Raw genomic sequence first — 16802 nt, 5'->3', positions numbered from 1 at the left:
CCGGTGCCGGTGCCGGTGCCGGTGCCGGTGCACACTCCTGCCGACGGTGTCGGCAGGAGTGTGCACCGAGAATCCGCGCCGATGCTCCCTGGCCGTCGGTGCAGGTCGTGGCCCGCTCCGACACCCTGATTGCGCTGTGCGGCGGATACCTGAGGTGCCGGGGTCGCGTCGCCGGGCCAGAGACGGGCCGCCTTCCTACGATCGCCGTATGCAATCGATCACATACACATTGATGGCCATCGGGGCGTGGCAGCCCTCTGCGGTGCAGGCTGCCCGGGTGCTGGTAGGGGCGGCGTGACGCCGTCGGCCGGGCCTCGTCCGCACGGCCTGCTCAGGCCTGCGCCCGGTGACACGCCGATCGCGGGGGAGTACCTGGTGACGGTGCGGCCGGACGCGGTCCGCGGCGACCCCGCGCAGGCGAGTGCCGAGGTGGCCGGTGCACTGGCGGGCCGCTACGGCGCGAGGGTCCAGGAGACGTACCACCGCACCGGAGTGGTGTTCCTCGTCGGTATGGACGCCGAGCAGGCCGCGCGCATGGCCCAGGATCCCCAGGTCGAGTTCGTCGAGCAGAACGCGGCGACCCCGGCGCCCGAGGAACTCACCGACGAACGCGCCACGGTGGCCACCAGCCCCCGCTCCTGGGGCCTGGACAGGATCGACCAGCGCCACCTGCCGCTGGACGCATCCTTCTCCCCGCCCGCGGTCGACACCGCCACCGTGACCGCGTACGTCGTGGACAGCAAGGTCTATACGGACCATCAGGAGTTCGCCGGCCGGGCCGAGTTCGCGGCGGAGATGACCGACTACACGGACCCCTACGTGCAAGTCCCACGGCACACACGTGGCCGCGACGGTTGCCGGACGGACCTTCGGCGTTGCCTCCGCGGTCCGCATCAAGTCCTTGAACATCGACCGTGAATGCCCCAGCGGGGGAGCGGAGACGGGTGCCACCTACTCGTCGATGAAGCGGGCCGCCGAGTGGATCGACGCGGACGTGGAGGCCACCGGCACGCTCGCCGTGGTCAACCTCAGCTACGGCACCCGCAGCGCCACCATCCGCGACGCCATCCGCAACTCGGTGAACCGGGGCACTGTGTGGGTGGTCTCCGCGGGCAACGACGACGAGGACGCGGGCAACCGTGCCACCGCCGCCCTGATCGTCGCGGCCAGCGGCGAAGGGGACACGCGCAGCCCATCCTCCGGATGGGGCCCGGCCGTCGACCTGTTCGCGCCCGGTGACAAGATCTGGTCGGCCGGAATCGGCTCCCCCGACGCCACCGAGCGCAAGAGCGGCACCTCGATGGCCGCTCCGCATGTTGCCGGTGCCGCGGTGCTCTACCGCGCGCAGTACCCGCAGGCATCCGCGCAAGAGGTGATGGACGCGATCACCGCCCAGGCCACGCCGGACGTGATCCAGGACCCCAAGGACTCGCCCAACCGGCTCCTGTACGTGGCCCCCCGGTAGCCCCTGGCCCGGTCGGCTCCGGTCCTAGTTGGTCCTACCGCCAGCTCGTCCACCCCATGGCGTTGCGCGTTGCGCGTTTCGCTTGTGTCGCGAGTCGGCCGCGCGACGGGCGCGGCAGAAGCAGCAGACTGCAGATCGGACCGCCCATCCGATGCCCCGTACCTCAATGAGAAGTCAGGTGCGGTGCCGGTGGCCGGGTGTGGTTTCGGGACGGTGTGCGGCGGGTGGCATCTGCGAGGACGGAGCTGAGCCAGTTGGAGCCCGTCGGGTTTGGGTGCTGTCTGGCGACGACGGACAGCAGATGGGCGATCGGCGCGATGGTGTCGAGGGAGGGGGGCGGGGTGACGCCGTTGCGGTGCGCTTTGTCCGCGGTGACGTGGGCGACGCCGAACGCCAGCGCGGTCTCGACCTCGTCGGAGGTCAGGTGGTCGAGAAGTCTGCGGTATCCGGTGCCGACTCTGGGGTGGTCGAGCCCCGTCGTGCGCGCGACGCGGTGGCGGTGGGTGGGGGGTGTGGGCTGCGGCCAGGCACGGATGCGGCGCCAAGCGGCGTGGATGTGGGCCCGGTCGGAGCGCCGGACATTGCAGACGGTCAGGAAGGTGTCCAGCTGTTCCTCGGTCGCGGGAAGTCTGCGGCGGTTGACGATGTTGCGCAGGGTGGTCCGGGGGATCCGGGTCAGCCCTGTGGCGGGGCGGGTGAAGGCAGTGGGGGAGGGTGCGCCGGCCTTCTCGTAGGCGTCGGCGAGGACGTCGGCCAGTCCGCCGCGGCTGTTGATGAGCGCGGGCGCGGGTGCGGGGTAGTGCCGCCCGCGGGCGGTGGCGCGGCCGTGGCTGCGCAGATAGTGCGCCTCGCGCCGGTCGTGCTCGCCGGCCCGGCAGGCGTTGAGGAGGGCGTCGAGGACGTCGGGAGAGGGCGCGCGGGTGCCCGACTCGGCGTTCTGGACGGTGCCGCGGGAGACGGCGGCGGCCTGGGCGACGCCACGCTGGGTGAGCCGCGCGGTGGTACGCAGGGAGGTCAAGTGGGCGGCGAGCCGGGCGTAGGGCGGGCGCGCGGTACCGGGGTCGGTGCGGGGCATGGCGGGCGACTACCTCCCGATGCCGGAGCGCACGGCAGCCTCGGCGAGGACGGCGATCAGGCGCCGCCCGCCACCGGCGAGCGCGAGGGTTGCGGCGCCGATCGTGCCACAGCCCCCGAGCAGGGCGAGGATGTCGCCGACCGGCGTTCCCTCGCGGAACAGCAGGGTGCCCAGGGCGAGGAACGCGATCAGCAGAATCAGGGCGTGCGTGGGCCCCCACCGTCCAGACGCCTCAGGGGTGGCAGCGGGCGTGCGAGGGGAAGGCTGGTGGTTCACGAGAAAGAGGTCTCCTTCGGGCGGCCCGGTCCCAGGCGGGACAGCCAGGGACCGGGGTCGGACGTGGTCGCAATCCGGCGCAGCCCTAAGGCAGTTGGCCCTGCCGTACAACGGGGCTGCGCGGTGTGCACAGCCTTCCACGCTCCGCCCGCTCCGCGCCCGCCGGCCTCGATCCGTATGCCCGGTTTGCCGGTTGACGGCCCAGCGAATGGTCCCCTGCCGGCCAGCGAGTTCCGCACCGCCTCGACGGTCGGCCCCTCATGCGTCGAGGACCAGAGCGCGGCGGTGCCCACGCCTTCGGAAAGCGGGCCGGGCAGGTGGTGCTCGGCTGCTCACACGGCCGGACAAGGCCTATGAGGCCCAATATTCGGTCTCACCCGCTTGCGGTCGGTGACCTCTTGATAGACGCTGCGCAGCGACGACACCGGCTGCTCGGCGACCGGTGTTCTCCTGACGGCGACTGGTCGCAAGCCCGAACCTCAGGAAGGCGGCAGGCGCGTTGGCCCGCGCCCCGCCCAGCGCCCGGCCGGCACCCCTCGGTGCCGGCCTTCGGTGCGTTCGGCCACCGCGGTGCGTTCGGCCCACGCGGCGCGTTCGGCCCTGCGCGGCCCGCCCAGGGGCAGCGCCGACGGCCACCGCAGGCGCTCCCCTCTCTCCCTCCCCGCAGATCGCCCTGGCTTGGGTGTATGGGCAGCTTGCTGGTCAGCACGTGCGTTTACGTCACTTGGCCGATGAACGGCCATATTGCCCCACAAGCCCCGTTTCGAGCACACTGCAGGGTGACCAGGGGAGGTGCTCATGACCGTACCCGTGGAGGAACTGCGGCTCCGGTTCGAGGAGTTCGTCAGGGAGCAGCGCAGGCTGGCCCGAGCCGTCGCAGGGGGCGAGCGGGCACCCGGCCAACTCGTCCAGGCACAGGAGTTGCTGGAGTCCGCCAGGGAGTTGCTCGCACGAGCCGACGGCGTGATCCCGGCGCGGACCGATCTTGACGACACGGTCGAGGCGGAAGCGGCGTTCACGTGTCTTGCCCTGATCGTGCCAGAGCTTCTGACGTCCGTGGGATACAGGCATCCGCCTCCCCCCACTTTCACGGACATCCTGTTCGACCTCGGAGAGGCGCGGGATCACGTGGTGCGTCCGAGGTCCGATGAGGCCAGGGCCGACGCAATGCGGAGCCTCGACGACATCATCACCCTCACCGGACGGGCTGCCGACGCGGTGGTGTCCGGTCGTCCGCCCAGTCTCTGGAAGGTCCGTCTGGACGGAGCCCTCAGGGTGTCCCGTGCGCTCATTCCGCACGTGGCCACCACCACCGCCATCGCCGTGGCCTCCGTCGCGTCGGGCAGCCAGCTCGCGGCCGCCGTGTCGACGGTCGGAACCTCGTTGGCGGCCCTTCTGCTGCCCACATCGACGGACCTCAAGGACCTGTTCGAACCGCCGGCTCAGCGGGTGCCGCTCGTTGCCGAGCACAGGAGAGCCGCGAGGGCGGCCCTGGAACAGAGAGATCACCTGCTCACCATGGCCACGAACAGAAACAGTGTCACCTTCCGGTGGGCGGAGCAGGCACAGGCCACCGCGCTTCTCCATCTGCGGATGCTGGCGCACGTTCCGGGTGAGGACACGACACAACTGGAAACGGATGTCGCGAGATTCGGCGGATCGTGGCGTACTGGCCGGCGGCGGATCGTACGCCGCGAGGGGCCGACCCCGACCCCGAGGCCGGCTCCCGACCAGAACGTACCCGAGGGCGAGCAGCCGCAGACGCCGAGCGACATTTCCGAGCGACCGCCCCCGCCCGGTCCCCGGGCGGACGGGGGCGGCTTGAACCACCTGTGAGCTGGACCCCCGCGGTCCAGGCGCCGTAGTCGGCGTCCGGTTCGGCCGGTGACCAGGTTGCGACAGAGTCCGCAGGGATCGGGTGGCCTCCGCGTCGTAGGCGTGGGCTCAGTGGCCATCGGAGTCCTTCATCAGGAGTTGGAGAAGGCCGACGGCTGTGAGGCCGACGGTGAGGGCTACGCCAAACTCCGGGGAGCGGTAGGCGAGACAGCCGGCGGTGATGCCCAGGACGACGAGCAGGACGGTTCGGACATCCATCTGAGCATTCATGGAGCTCCCCTTTCGGGCTTCGAGGGGCTGCCGTTGCGTACGGGTGAGGATCTCGGCGGGCCCTCGGCGTGGGATCTGACCGACACGGAGGATCCCGGCATCGCGGTTCCCCGTGCCTCTGCCAGGGAATGAGGATGCCTACCAGGTCGTACAGGGGTGCACGGGCATTGCATGGGGGATGCAGGGGTGCATCTTCATCCCGTCGGGGGCGCGATGCTTGAAGCCGCAGCTCATCACCCTGACCCGCACCATCCCTCCAACTGGGGGATCGCCAGTAAGGGCACAGGCGAAGAGGGCCGGTCGCTGCACGAACTGACAGCAGAACACGGAGCCTTCTTGGTGTGGCTGACTGACCTCCTGGCCCGTGGAGGCTGGACTTCCCTGGGCCAGGCGGCCAGAAAGGTGACGGCACTTGACGCTCAGGGTGTGCGGATAGAGCGGCCGCAACTAGGTGTCGACAAGAGCACCCTGTCGAGATGGCTGGCCGGCCAGAATCTTCCGGGTGAGCGCAGTCTGCGCACGGTGCTCGATCGGTTGGACGAACGGATCCGCCAGCGCCGACAGGAAACGGCCGATAGTTCCGTCGGGTTCCCAGAATTGATCGCCCGCTCGGACGTCGAGAAGGGGCTGCGGTTCCTGAGAGCGGCGGGTGCGGCGATCACTCGTGCACAGGCCGACTGGGAGCTTTCATGGGACTGCTACGACCGACTGTATGCACGGTGGGAGATGGCAGTGGAATCGGCTGAGGAAGCAAGGCTGAAAACACAGGACCATACGTCTGCGCTTCTCGCTCGTACACGGATTGCCGAAAATGAACTTTCCCGGGCAGAGGCAGAGCTGCGGATCCTCAGGGCGCAAATTCCGACTCAAATCTCACAGCCGAAACCGCGTCATCGTGCAGAGGAGGAAGCACTCGGACGCGCGAAACGCACGGCAAGTGGATGCCCCGCAGATGAGTCGCCAATTCCCCCGATGACCTACGACCCCGGCATCGACATCCCGAACATGCAGGTGCCTGAAGTGGCCGAAGAAGAGCATCATCAAACCATGTCCCCCTCTCACGTATGTGAGGAAGAGCGAAAATCGCGACCCGGGAAGTCGATCGAAGCGCCTTCAAAAGCGTCGTGCATAGCCGGTAAAGCTGCGAGCGCAGCGGCCGGGACAGCCGTATACGCCGTAGTGGTGAGCATCGCGGCTCTAGGCCCGATCGTCTTGATGTCAGGTGCCTGGGCGTTCTGGTTCGGGATCCCGTGGGGGGAAGTCCGGAATCAGCCAGAAAAATCTTTCTTAATTGTTCTCTTTGTCATGCTATGCCTACTCGCTTCTTGCGTGCTGATGGCCACTCCTTCGATTCTGGCGAGCGAAGGCGGTCTGGGCGGCGGATGTATTCTTTCAGTACTCGGCGTCGCGGGATCCTGCTTGCTCCTGAGTAATTATCCATATGTGATGGAATGGTTACCGAAAGCGGTAGGAGCTTACTGACCGGCATTTACCCTGGGACGCCGTTACGCAGGGTCGAGCAGGCACCTGACCGGCGGGATGGCGAGGCTGCGAGCGACGCGGTGCCCCCGCCCGTCTACCGGAGGGGCAACCCGGCCGACGTCGCTGCCAAGGGCGGGCTTTAGTCTGAAGCCGGGAGTCCACGCGCGCCGACCCGGTCTGCGCCATGCAGCTTCACACCGGTCAGCTTCGCGCCGCGGAAGTCCGCCTTATTGAGGTACGCATCCCGAAGGTCGGCGTTTCGGAGGTCCGCGCCGCGGAAGTCTGCACCGTTCAGGGAGGCCCGGATGAGGTTCGTGCTGAACATCGTGGCGTTTCGAAAGTCCGCGCCGTCCATGAAGGCTTCCTGGAGCACCGCGCACTGGGAACCGCTGCTTGGGTCGTCCGCTCTATTGATATACAGGCAGCCCAGGTCTGCTTCGCGAAGATCGGCGCCGGGCAACTGCGCGCGTTTCAGGGTGGTCGCGGTGAGATCCGCGCCTCTGAGGTTCCCTTTGTCGAGGGAGGCATTGTCCAGGTTTGCCTGCCTGAAGTATGCCTTTCGCAGGTCTGCTCCTCTGAAAGTCGGCCCATCGAAGGTCCGCCTCGAGAAAGATCGCTCTGGGGAATTCGACGGAGATCCTCTCAGTGAAGGAGATGCTGCGAAGATCGGTCTTGCTCAGGTCGGCGACCGCTCCGCCGTCACGGTCGGATCGGCGTTTGGCCAGGACCGTAAGTGCTGCTTTCACGTCGGCTTTCGGCGCGTGCACTCCTGCTTCAGCGTCCGTCGGTTCTTTCATGCGCTGCGTACTGGATCCGGCATGCTGCCGTGCGAAGGCGGCCAGCACTGATACGACTGTGGCATGGTCGCGGGCAGAGTCCTCCATGATGCGTTGCAAGGAGTAGATGCCGCCGAACCGGACGTCCAGGGACTCGGAGCCCAGATTGTTGATCGACGCGTTGAAGCGGTTGGTGATCTGCCCCTGCTCAGAGATCCGCAGTTCCTTGCTTGCCTGCCCGACCTGCATCCATGTGAAGAGCAGCGCGGCCAGGGCGGCGAGACCCGGCAGAGTGGCCGCAGTCAGCCCGATCCACTGCATCCGGTCCAACCCTCCGGACCTGGGCGCTGCGGGTCGGCCGAGGGGTCGACGCCGGCGGACCCGACGTCGCCCGGGGACGCGGCGAAGTCCGTCAGCCCTCAGTCTCCCGGTCGCCCTCTCATCGCATCTCGCGCGTCGGGCAACCGCAACCGGACGCGGTCGAAAGACCTCTGACAGAGTGACGGCCAAGGGCGCTGGCATGCGGGCGACTGATCAACGGTCAGCTGGAAGTCGGCCGGCAGCAGCCGGATGTGCCCTGCCGGCGGCTCATGTCGTGACGGGCTCGTCCCAGTGGGCAGCGAGGGCAGCGAGGGCAGCGAGGGCGGGGATGGGCTGGGGGACAGGCCCCAGAAGTCCGCTGTGGGGGGCTTGGAGTTCGTCGACGGCGTCCCTGACGGCTCCGTCGGAGACAGCCCATGGTGGCCCGTGCGACCTCGAGGAACGCCCGCAAGATCCGACACCGTCCCGGCTCCCGCACTGGTAGTGCACCAGCGAATCCGGGATGACGGCTTCTCCGCCCCCGCCGATATGTCATAGGCCGAGGCGCTTCAGCGCGAGTGCGACGTGGCCGCGCAGGGGGCGGTCCCATCCCGGTAGGACGCCGGTGAGTTCGTTGTCGTCGGCGTGGACCAGGTCGGTCAGTGCCTTGTCCGGCAGTGCCGTTGTCTGGCGGCGGGCCAGGGCGATGGCGGCGGTCACCCGCACTGCCTCGTTCGTGGACCCCAGGCATGCGGTGAGCGCCGCGAGTTCGGCGGAGCCGAGAAGGCCGGGGAGGAACGCCAGGGCGAGATTGGCCGACGCCCGGGCGGTGCCCCTGCTGAACCCCACGTCGGCCAGCGCGGTCGCGAGTTTGGGGACCTCGGGGAACCAGGCCAGCAGTGCTGCCGCACGGCTGGCCACGGCAGGCTCGGGATCCTCCAGCCAGGTCAGGAACGAAGGCGCATGGCGCTCGGCCGCGCGGTAGGCGTCGGAGGCCCAGCGCACGGCCACGGCATCGGCGACGTCGGCGACGGAATCGGGGTCCGGGTCCTCGTCCCCGAACAGCACGCGGAGCACCGCGGCCTCGTCCGACGGGCCGACCCGTTCGGCCCCGGCGAAGGTACGCACGGGGTCGAAGGGCAGGACATCGTCGCGCAGGTCGCCGAGTGCGACAGCGTGCAGCAGGTGCACGACTGTCGCCCGGTCGGGCGTCGTGGGCGTGTGCGCGAGCACCACCAAGGGGGCCACCACGTGAGCGCTCGCCGGCCACCGGGTGCCCTGGTGGTAGACGTTCCCGCTCAGGGCCGACACGGCCGCACGGCGTACGACGGGATCGGCGCTGGACAGCGCGGCCAGCTGGCCGGGGACGTCTTCCGCAGAGCCGTAGGCGTGGTGGAGACAGGCCCAGTCGGGCCAGGAGGAGCTGCTCACAGGCCCGGACCCTACGCCTCTCGGCGGAGTGGGTTCATCCACGGCGGCGCGGTCCTGAGGAGCTTGCCTGTGTCGTAGCGGCAGGTCAAGGACTTCTGCGTGCCCGGGAGGTGCCCCATTGAGGTGGGCAGCCGTGTGCAGGCGGCCCGGAGCCGTGTAGCTGCCGAAAAGAGCTGCGAACCGCCGGATCGACGTCCGTCGGCAGCGATTCGAATGCGTCGGCGATGGCCGCGAGGGCTTCTCGAAGCACTCCTGCCGACGCAGAGCCGGCGTTCGCGGGGGAACGCCAGCGGGTGCGGGCGCCCACCGAACCGGGAGGGCCGGCAGGTGGAGGATCAGGCGAAGCAGATTCGCCAGGTTGTCGGCCGCCTGCGGCGGGCGATGTCGTTCTCGCGTGGGGCCCTGCTGCGGTGACACTCTGGAGGCCGGGGTTTCGAGGGGGAGGCTGACAATGGCACAGGGGCCGGTGTCACGGCAGGAACTCATCCGCCAGCGGCGCAGTGGAGGCTTTGTCGGGCGACGGCGTGAGCTCGCGGTGTTCCGGGAGAACCTCGCCCGCACTCCGGGGAGCGACGGGTATCAGTTCCTCTTCCATGTGCACGGTCTCGCCGGCGTGGGCAAGTCAACCCTGATCCGCCGATGGGAGAGCGTGACCCGGCAGGCCGGAGGCGTCACCGCCGTCGTCGGGGAGGAGGCGCACAGCGCTGTCGAGGCGATGGAGACGGTCAGCGCACGACTGGCAGGACAGGGATGTCCGCTGAAGTCGTTCGACAAGCAGCTGGCCGTTTACCGTCAGAAGTGTCACGAGGCCGAGGCGGCCGCAGCGGTGCCCCTGCCGGGAGATGAGAGCGGCGCGACGTTGACCGCATCTGCGGCCAGCACGATCCTTGCCCAGATCGGCGTGGCGGGTCTCGCGCTCGTCCCGGGAGCCGGCGCGCTCAGCGGCGCGGTTCGTCCCGACCAGATGGCCGCCGGCCTGGACCGGGCACGCGCGGCAGTCGGGAGCCGGCTGCGCAGCCACGAGGACGTGCGGCTCGTGCTGTCGCCTCTGAAGGTGCTCACCCCGTCCTTCCTCGCCGACCTGAGTGAAGTGGCCGAACGCAGGCCATGGGTGGTGGTCTTCTTCGACACCTACGAGCGCACGGCGCCCATGCTGGACGCCTGGTTGCGGGACGTGCTGGTCACCGAGGCGTACGGGGCCGTACCGGTGAATGTCCAAGCCGTGCTGTGCGGACAGGGACGCCTGAATGCAGCGTGCTGGCAGGACAGCCTCGACCTCATCGACGAGATCCCGCTCGAGCCGTTCACCGAGGACGAGGCCCGGGCTCTGCTCGCTGCCCACGGCGTCACCGACGAGCGGGTGACGGACCTCGTCCTGCGCCTGTCGGGGCGGCTCCCGGTGCTGTTGGACGCGCTCGCCAGAAGCCGCCCGCAGGACGTGGATGCCGTCGGGGACCCGTCCGGCACCGCGGTCGAGCGCTTCCTGAGGTGGGAAAGGGATCCCGCCCACCGCAACACGATCCTCGCCTGCGCGTATCCCCTGCGGATCGACGACGACATCTATCGCGTCCTCGCCCCGGCCGCTGCCGACGATGACGGGCTGCGCCGCCTGCGCGAACTGCCCTTCCTCACCGGCCAGCCGGGGCAGTACCGCTATCACGACGTGATCCGCTCATCCATGCTGCGCCTGCAGCGCTCACACTCTCCAGCTGACTGGCGCCGCCGCCACACCGAACTGGCCGGGGCCTTCGCCGCCTGGCGCCGCGAGCAGGGAGACCTGCTGGGACCCAACGGACATTGGGACGACCCCGTGTGGCAGGACCACCTGCTGAACGAGAGCTACCACCTGCTCTGCGCCCAAGCCCCGGACGCGCAGTCGGAAGCACTGCACAACACGGTGTGCGCCAGCGCCCACAGTTCGGAATCACTGCGCCGCTGGGCCCAGTTGCTCGTCCAGGCAGGCCAGGACAGCGCAACCGAGGACCTCACACAGACCGGGCAGCGCCTTCTGGAGCTCTCCACCCAGCCGTACGGAGAGGCGGCAGCGCTCACGGTCCTGCTGGCCGTGCCTGCCCTGGGAGAACGAGGACAGGCTCTCGCGTACGCGCTGCGCGGCCGGGATCACCGACTTGAGGGCCGCCACGATCAGGCGCTCGAGGACTACACCACCGCGCTGAGCCTGAACCCGAACCTGACCCGCGCTTACGGCGGCCGAGGGCACACCCATACCCGGATGCGCCACTACCAGGCCGCCGTCAGCGACTACGACCAAGCCGTCAGGATCGCCCCCGACGACCCCCTGCACCTGGTCAACCGCGGCTCCGGCCGACTCAACCTGCGCCTCTACGACGACGCCATCGAGGACTTCGACCGAGCCCTCGCTCTGGACCGCAGCAGCGTCCGAGCCGTGACCTTCCGGGGCCTGACGCACCACCGCATGCACAGTCACCGGGCCGCCCTGGCCGACTTCACGAGCGCCCTCACCCTCGACCCGGACTACGCGTGGGCCTACGCCGCCCGCGGGGACGTCCACCTGAGCCTGGGAGACATCGAGACCGCGCTCACGGACCTCGATCGCTCGCTCAGACTGGAACCCGACGCCGCCTGGCCGCGCTGCTGGCGCGGTGAGACACACCGCGCCCTGGGACACCACGCGCAGGCCCTTGCCGACTTCGAGCACGCCATCGCGCTGCGCCCCCAGTGCGGATGGTTCCACTACCAGAGCGCCCTCGTCATGCGCCTGACCGGCGCTCCTGAGCAGAGCGAGCGATGGCGGCATGCCCGAGTGATCTACGAGGCGCAGGCCGGTGCGGCGGAAGGGGGTGATCTGGCGCGGAGCAACCTGCTGGTGGTGCTGTGCGCGCTGCCCGACTGGGAGGGCGCAGAAAGCCAGTTGGAGCTCTTCCTGTCGTGTTCGCCTTCCTGGCACCAGATCAGAGAGGCCATTGACGACCTCGAGGACCTCCGGCGCGTGGTGCTCGTCGATACGCAGCGGCTCGCCCCGATCCTCGGCCGACTCCGGGAGGCGCTGCAGCGGGACTGACCGTCTTCCTTTTCGCGGAGTGTGGCTCGTGAGCGTTGCACCTCGACGACTGCCCGAGAGCGGTGGGCCGAGGGCGGACAACTCACCGATGTCGATGCCCAGGCGGTCAGGCCGCGTCAGGCCGGCGGGTGGGGCGTTTCGCGTTGATTGCCCTCACTGGGCCAGGTGGCGTTGCAGGTCGATGTGCCGGAACTGGTAGACCGCGCCGGCCTGCCGGAGTACGCCCCGGTGTTCGTGTGCGTCTTGCAGGAACGCCATGAGATGCCGGGGAATCTTGCGGCGCACTGCAAGGAAGGCACAGCTGATGACGAAATAGCCCCATGCTGTCTGAATCAACCCGCCCACGACCCCGAACACGATCCCGCTTGCGAGTCCGGCCGCGATCCCGAAGACGAGTCCGGCCGCGACGCCCAGCAGGATGCCGAACACACTTCCGACCACGATTCCTGACGGAAGCGCGATGATGATCCCGAATACGGCCGCGACCGTGAGCATGAACGTGAGGAACGTGCGGCGGTCCGAGGCGAACAGCGTGACTGGCCCCGGGCTGGCGGTCAGATCGGGAGCATCGGCGACGAGCACGCTCATGAACAGGGCCGCGCTCCCGACCAAGAAGCCGGACATGATTCCGAGCCAGAGTCCGTGTGCGGTTCCGATTCCGTTGAGCACGGCCACGAGCCCGACCACAGTTCCGATCACGAGCGAGGCCACGAGCCAGAGCCCAAGGACGAACACGAGCCCGAGGGAGTGGACGTGTGCGGACAATGCAAGACGCAGCCGCACTCGTGGCGTGCCGGCACCCATGAACGCGGTCATGAGCCCGGCTGCGGTTACGGTCACGAGGCCGGCCACGAATCCGGCCATGAGCCCGAACAGGGGTTGGGTCACGAGCCCCGCCGTGATCCCCGTCGGGAGCCCGGTTGCGAGCCCGAACACCAGGCGGCGGGTGCGTTTCGGGATGGCTTTGGGCAGTTCCCACCAGGCGATGTCGGGGCTGCCTGCGCGCTGGTGCTGCTGGAACCGTGCGAGGAAGACGAAAGCGCGGTGGGCCTGATCGGCAGTCCAGCGCGGGGGGCGGGGCTGTTGGGAAGCGTAGGCGGCTGGGATGAAGGCGTGGAAGAGGTGAGTGTTGAGGGCAGTGGGGTCGGGATAGGCGGCAGCGTTGCACAGTTCGTCAGGGTGAGGCGCCAACGGTGATGCGGCTGTCCCAGGGCGGGGATTGTAGATGGTGCGGGCCAGGAACAGACCCAGCGGGGTGGCGAGGACCTCGCCGACCGGGCTGGTGGTGCCCAGATGGGCGATCACCTGGTTCCATCGGTGGGCCGCGGGAGCGTCGGGGCTGCCGGCGTCGCGACGCAGGTAGTCCGCGGCATCCTGAGCCTTGAGAGGGAGAAGCCGGATGGCGGAGGCCCCGTTGAGGCGGGCAGTGGTGCCCGGCCGAGTCAGGGCCATGCGGTAGGGACCAGTGCGGCTGGTCAGGACCACGGGCTGCCGGGCGGGCAGTGCACGGTTGAGTGTGTCGAGTGCGGTGACATGCCGGGCGGGCGGCAGTTCGTCGAAGCCGTCGAGCAGGGGCAAAATGCGGCCCGCGTTCAGCAGGTACATGGCCAGATCGCCGGGCTGGCCGTCGATGGCGTGCATGAGGGCGAAAGAGGGCGGAGCCGCTGTGGCCAGTCCAGGGTGGGCACGGCGCAGCTGGCCGGCCATCCATGTTTTCAGCGGCTGGCGGGGATCCCAGGAGGCCAGGGAGAACAGCACCGGCACAGGGTCTCCAGCGGTTCGGCGGGCGATGAGGTCCTGCAGGAGCCGGACCAGCAGAACACTCTTGCCGGCCCCAGGTTCGCCCAGGATCACCAAACGCCGTGTGGGGGTCCGGTCGGAGAAAACGTGCCCGATCTCGGCATCCTGCCCCGCCAGTCCGGCGGGGTCCGCAGGCCACAGGCCAGGGTCGCCGGGGGGCCCGCCCGGCCGGCCGCAGGCCAGGCCGGTCAGCAGCGCCCAGCTCTCGCTCAGTTCGTCACCGGCCGTCTCCCAAGCGACCGGCAACGGGTAGGGGTCGTTGACCCGGCGTACGGCTGCCTCGTTGTCCCACTGGGTTCTGACCGCTACTGCCAACTGCTCAAGGATCTTGTCCTCGTCCGCGGGGGCGGCCTCGACGCGGTCGGCATGGAAAGCCGCCCAGGCGAGGTAGCCCGGTGCCAGGGTGGCAAGCGCAGCCGCAGCGGTCTGAGCCACTCCGAGATCAAAGCGCCGGGCTACGACAAGCGCCGAGATCAGCCCGACCACCCACAGCATCAGATATACCCGGCCCACGTGCCGCGGCCCCCGGCCGCGCCCGGCGCGTCTCATAGCGAGACATCATCACCCAACTCCGGCAGTACCAGAGGTCATTTGGTGAAATGGACCGCGTGCAGTTGTGCCAAGCAACCCCGGTCGGGACCCTGCGCACCCCGCACCTGGGGGCGGCGAGCATGAGTTCCTGCAGTGTCCACGGTCGCAGGCCGCCTTCCACCCAGCCCGCCCGTCGGCAAACCGAGTGTCCACCCTCCGCAACGGATCTCACCGGGCCCGCGGCACCGCCGTGGGCCCGGCCGAAAGATCTGAACCAGTACCGGGAATCAGGCCGCGACGAGTTCCTGCTCGCGGTCGGGCGTCTTGACCTTGGGCTTCTTGTTCGGCAGCGAGAGGCGGAAGACCTTGTGCCACGCGGAGAACACCTGCTTGGGCAGCGGTCCGGTGACGTACTCCAGCTCGTACTTCTCGAACAGCGCGCGCACCTTCACCGCGACCTCGGCGTACCGGTTGCTCGGCAGGTCCGGGAACAAGTGGTGCTCGATCTGGTGCGACAGGTTGCCGGTCATGAAGTGCATGGCCTTGCTGCCGCTGATGTTCGCCGAGCCCATCATCTGGCGCAGGTACCACTGGCCGCGCGTCTCGCCCCTGATCGACCGGCGCTCGAAGACCTGCACGCCCTCGGGGAAGTGCCCGCACATGATCACCGAGTGGGTCCAGAGGTTGCGGACCAGGTTCGCGGTGAACGTGGCGGCGAGCGTGGTGAGGAAGGACGGGCCCGACAGCAGCGGGTGGATCACGTAGTCCTTGAGCACCTGCTTGCGGATCTTGCGGCCCACGGCCTTGGCCCGCGCGCGGAACTCCGGGTTCTTACGGCGGCGCTTGTTTAGATTCTTGCCGAGTTCCAGGTCGTACGCCGCGATGCCGTACTCGAAGAAGCAGGCGTTGATGAAGTTCCACAGCGGCTGGCCGAGGTGGAACGGGTGCCACCGCTGGTCCTCGTCGACGCGCATGATGCCGTAGCCGAGGTCGTTGTCCTTGCCGATCACGTTGGTGTACGTGTGGTGCAGCTCGTTGTGCGAGTGCTTCCACTGCTCGGACGGCGAGACGTGATCCCACTCCCAGGCGGTGGAGTGGATCTTCGGGTCCCGCATCCAGTCCCACTGGCCGTGCAGGATGTTGTGGCCGATCTCCATGTTGTCCATGATCTTCGCCACGGACAGCCCGGCGGTGCCGATCACCCACGCGGGCGGGAAGATCGAGAACAGCAGCACACCCCTGCTGACCAGCTCGAGCTTGCGCTGCGCCGAGATGACCTTGCGGATGTAGGCTGCGTCCTTCTCGCCGCGGCTGGCGATCACCTCGTCGCGGATCGCGTCCAGCTCGCGGCCGAGCTCCTCGATCTGCTCCGCGGTCAGGTGGGCGGTGGGGTCGATGGCGGTCAAGGTGTTCCTACCGTTCGATGTCGCAGGGGCCCGCCGCGGCGGACACGCAGGTCTGGATGAGGACGCCCGGCTCGGCCTCGGTGATCTCACCGGTGCGCAGATCGCGGACGGCGCCCGCCTTGAGCGGTGTGACGCAGCCGAAGCAGATGCCCATGCGGCACCCGGAGGGCATGAGCACGCCGGCTTCCTCGCCGACGTCCAGCAACGGCGTCGCGCCGTCCGCGTCGACCTTCTTGCCGGTGGCGCTGAAGGTGACCTCGCCGCCGTCGCCGGCGACGACGATGCTGGGGCGGAAGCGTTCGGTGTGCAGACGCTCTGGGACGCCGTGCCCGGTCCAGTGCTCTTCGGCGGCGTCGAGCAGGCCCGCGGGCCCGCAGGCCCAGGTCTCGCGCTCGGCCCAGTCGGGCACGAGTTCGTCGAGACGGGCGATGTCGAGCATGCCGTCCGTGTCGGTGTGCACCTCGGTGAGCCGCAGCTTCTTGTCCGCGACCAGGTCGTGCAGTTCGTTGCGGAAGATCACGTCTTGCGGCTGTGGCGCGCAGTGGACCATGACGGCGTCGTCGAACTCGGTGTCGCGCAGCATGCCCATCACGGGCGTGATGCCGCTGCCGGCCGTCAGGTAGAGCACCTTGGCGGGCTTGGCCTGCGGCAGCACGAAGTCACCGGTCGCCTGGTCGAGCTGGATCAGCGTGCCCGGTTTCGCCGCGCGGACCAGGTGGTTGCTGACCTTGCCGTCCGGGATCGCCTTCACGGTGATCGTGACGCGGCCGTCCTGGCGGTCGGTCGGTGAGGTGATGGAGTAGGCACGCCACAGGCGCACCCCGTCGACGTCGACCCCGATCCGCACGTACTGGCCGGGTGTGTGGCCGCGCCAGCCCCGTCCCGGTCTGATCACGATGGTCGCGGCGTCACCCGTCTCGGGGCGCACGGCCTCGATGCGCCCTCGCAGGTCGGCGCCGGCACGCAGCGGGCTGACCAGGTCGAGGTAGTCCGACGGCAGTAGCGGCGTCGTGACCATCTCCAGCAGATTCCACGCCCTGCTGCGGAGGGCTGTACTCGTCATGGCCCCAGCTTGCTGCGTCTCAGGGCGTAAAGTCCTGACCGTAGGACG

Annotated in this window: 13 protein-coding genes; 5 read left to right on the top strand and 8 right to left on the bottom strand. The window is 68.9% G+C overall.

What is annotated here, in order from left to right; genetic code table 11:
• Positions 1 to 375 precede the first annotated feature (375 nt).
• Entirely contained in the window at positions 376 to 918 is a 543-nt protein-coding gene (locus ABT070_RS24295) for a S8/S53 family peptidase (RefSeq protein ID WP_351763941.1), read from the top strand.
• Positions 842 to 1465, top strand: a complete 624-nt coding sequence (locus tag ABT070_RS24290) for a S8 family serine peptidase (RefSeq protein WP_351763940.1) — start codon at positions 842 to 844, stop codon at positions 1463 to 1465. Before ABT070_RS24295 ends, ABT070_RS24290 begins: the two co-directional genes overlap by 77 nt.
• Before the next feature lie 163 nt (positions 1466 to 1628).
• Here ABT070_RS24290 and ABT070_RS24285 read toward each other — a convergent pair whose 3' ends face one another.
• Together ABT070_RS24285 and ABT070_RS24280 are read right to left on the bottom strand one after the other, a co-directional pair.
• The gene (locus ABT070_RS24285; protein WP_351763939.1) at positions 1629 to 2540 is read right to left on the bottom strand and encodes a helix-turn-helix domain-containing protein; all 912 of its coding nucleotides are present in this window, start codon (positions 2538 to 2540) and stop codon (positions 1629 to 1631) included.
• A gap of 9 nt (positions 2541 to 2549) precedes the next feature.
• A complete protein-coding gene (locus ABT070_RS24280; protein WP_351763938.1) occupies positions 2550 to 2816 on the bottom strand; it encodes a hypothetical protein in 267 nt (88 codons plus the stop codon).
• 810 nt (positions 2817 to 3626) lie between these two features.
• Here ABT070_RS24280 and ABT070_RS24275 point away from each other — a divergent pair.
• Positions 3627 to 4652, top strand: coding sequence for a hypothetical protein (locus tag ABT070_RS24275; protein ID WP_351763937.1), 1026 nt, complete (start codon positions 3627 to 3629; stop codon positions 4650 to 4652).
• 108 nt (positions 4653 to 4760) lie between these two features.
• Here the strand turns inward: ABT070_RS24275 and ABT070_RS24270 are convergent, their stop codons facing one another.
• On the bottom strand, positions 4761 to 4910 hold the full coding sequence (locus ABT070_RS24270; RefSeq protein WP_351763936.1) for a hypothetical protein: 150 nt from the start codon (positions 4908 to 4910) through the stop codon (positions 4761 to 4763).
• A gap of 198 nt (positions 4911 to 5108) precedes the next feature.
• On the opposite strand from ABT070_RS24270, the gene ABT070_RS24265 reads away from it, so the two are divergent.
• Complete coding sequence (locus tag ABT070_RS24265; protein WP_351763935.1) at positions 5109 to 6404, top strand: hypothetical protein; 1296 nt, start codon at positions 5109 to 5111, stop codon at positions 6402 to 6404.
• A gap of 139 nt (positions 6405 to 6543) precedes the next feature.
• On the opposite strand, the gene ABT070_RS24260 is transcribed toward ABT070_RS24265, so the two are convergent.
• On the bottom strand, positions 6544 to 6939 hold the full coding sequence (locus ABT070_RS24260; RefSeq protein WP_502990184.1) for a pentapeptide repeat-containing protein: 396 nt from the start codon (positions 6937 to 6939) through the stop codon (positions 6544 to 6546).
• A 1093-nt stretch (positions 6940 to 8032) separates the two neighbouring features.
• Positions 8033 to 8911: a hypothetical protein gene (locus ABT070_RS24255; protein ID WP_351763934.1), complete on the bottom strand. Its 879-nt coding sequence runs from the start codon at positions 8909 to 8911 to the stop codon at positions 8033 to 8035.
• Between the two features lie 451 nt (positions 8912 to 9362).
• Between ABT070_RS24255 and ABT070_RS24250 the strand changes: the two genes are divergently transcribed.
• The gene (locus ABT070_RS24250) at positions 9363 to 11954 is read left to right on the top strand and encodes a tetratricopeptide repeat protein (protein ID WP_351763933.1); all 2592 of its coding nucleotides are present in this window, start codon (positions 9363 to 9365) and stop codon (positions 11952 to 11954) included.
• Between the two features lie 153 nt (positions 11955 to 12107).
• Here the strand turns inward: ABT070_RS24250 and ABT070_RS24245 are convergent, their stop codons facing one another.
• From ABT070_RS24245 to ABT070_RS24235, 3 genes are all read right to left on the bottom strand, one after another.
• Complete coding sequence (locus ABT070_RS24245) at positions 12108 to 14249, bottom strand: NACHT domain-containing protein (protein ID WP_351763932.1); 2142 nt, start codon at positions 14247 to 14249, stop codon at positions 12108 to 12110.
• A 323-nt stretch (positions 14250 to 14572) separates the two neighbouring features.
• A complete protein-coding gene (locus tag ABT070_RS24240) occupies positions 14573 to 15691 on the bottom strand; it encodes a fatty acid desaturase family protein (protein WP_351763931.1) in 1119 nt (372 codons plus the stop codon).
• A gap of 7 nt (positions 15692 to 15698) precedes the next feature.
• Positions 15699 to 16754, bottom strand: coding sequence for a ferredoxin reductase (locus tag ABT070_RS24235; RefSeq protein ID WP_351763930.1), 1056 nt, complete (start codon positions 16752 to 16754; stop codon positions 15699 to 15701).
• Positions 16755 to 16802 lie beyond the last annotated feature (48 nt).

Origin of the sequence: Streptomyces sp. NPDC002884, assembly GCF_040295245.1 — a bacterium.
Classification (GTDB): Bacteria; Actinomycetota; Actinomycetes; order Streptomycetales; family Streptomycetaceae; genus Streptomyces.
This window is presented reverse-complemented; position numbering and strand designations above follow the sequence as displayed.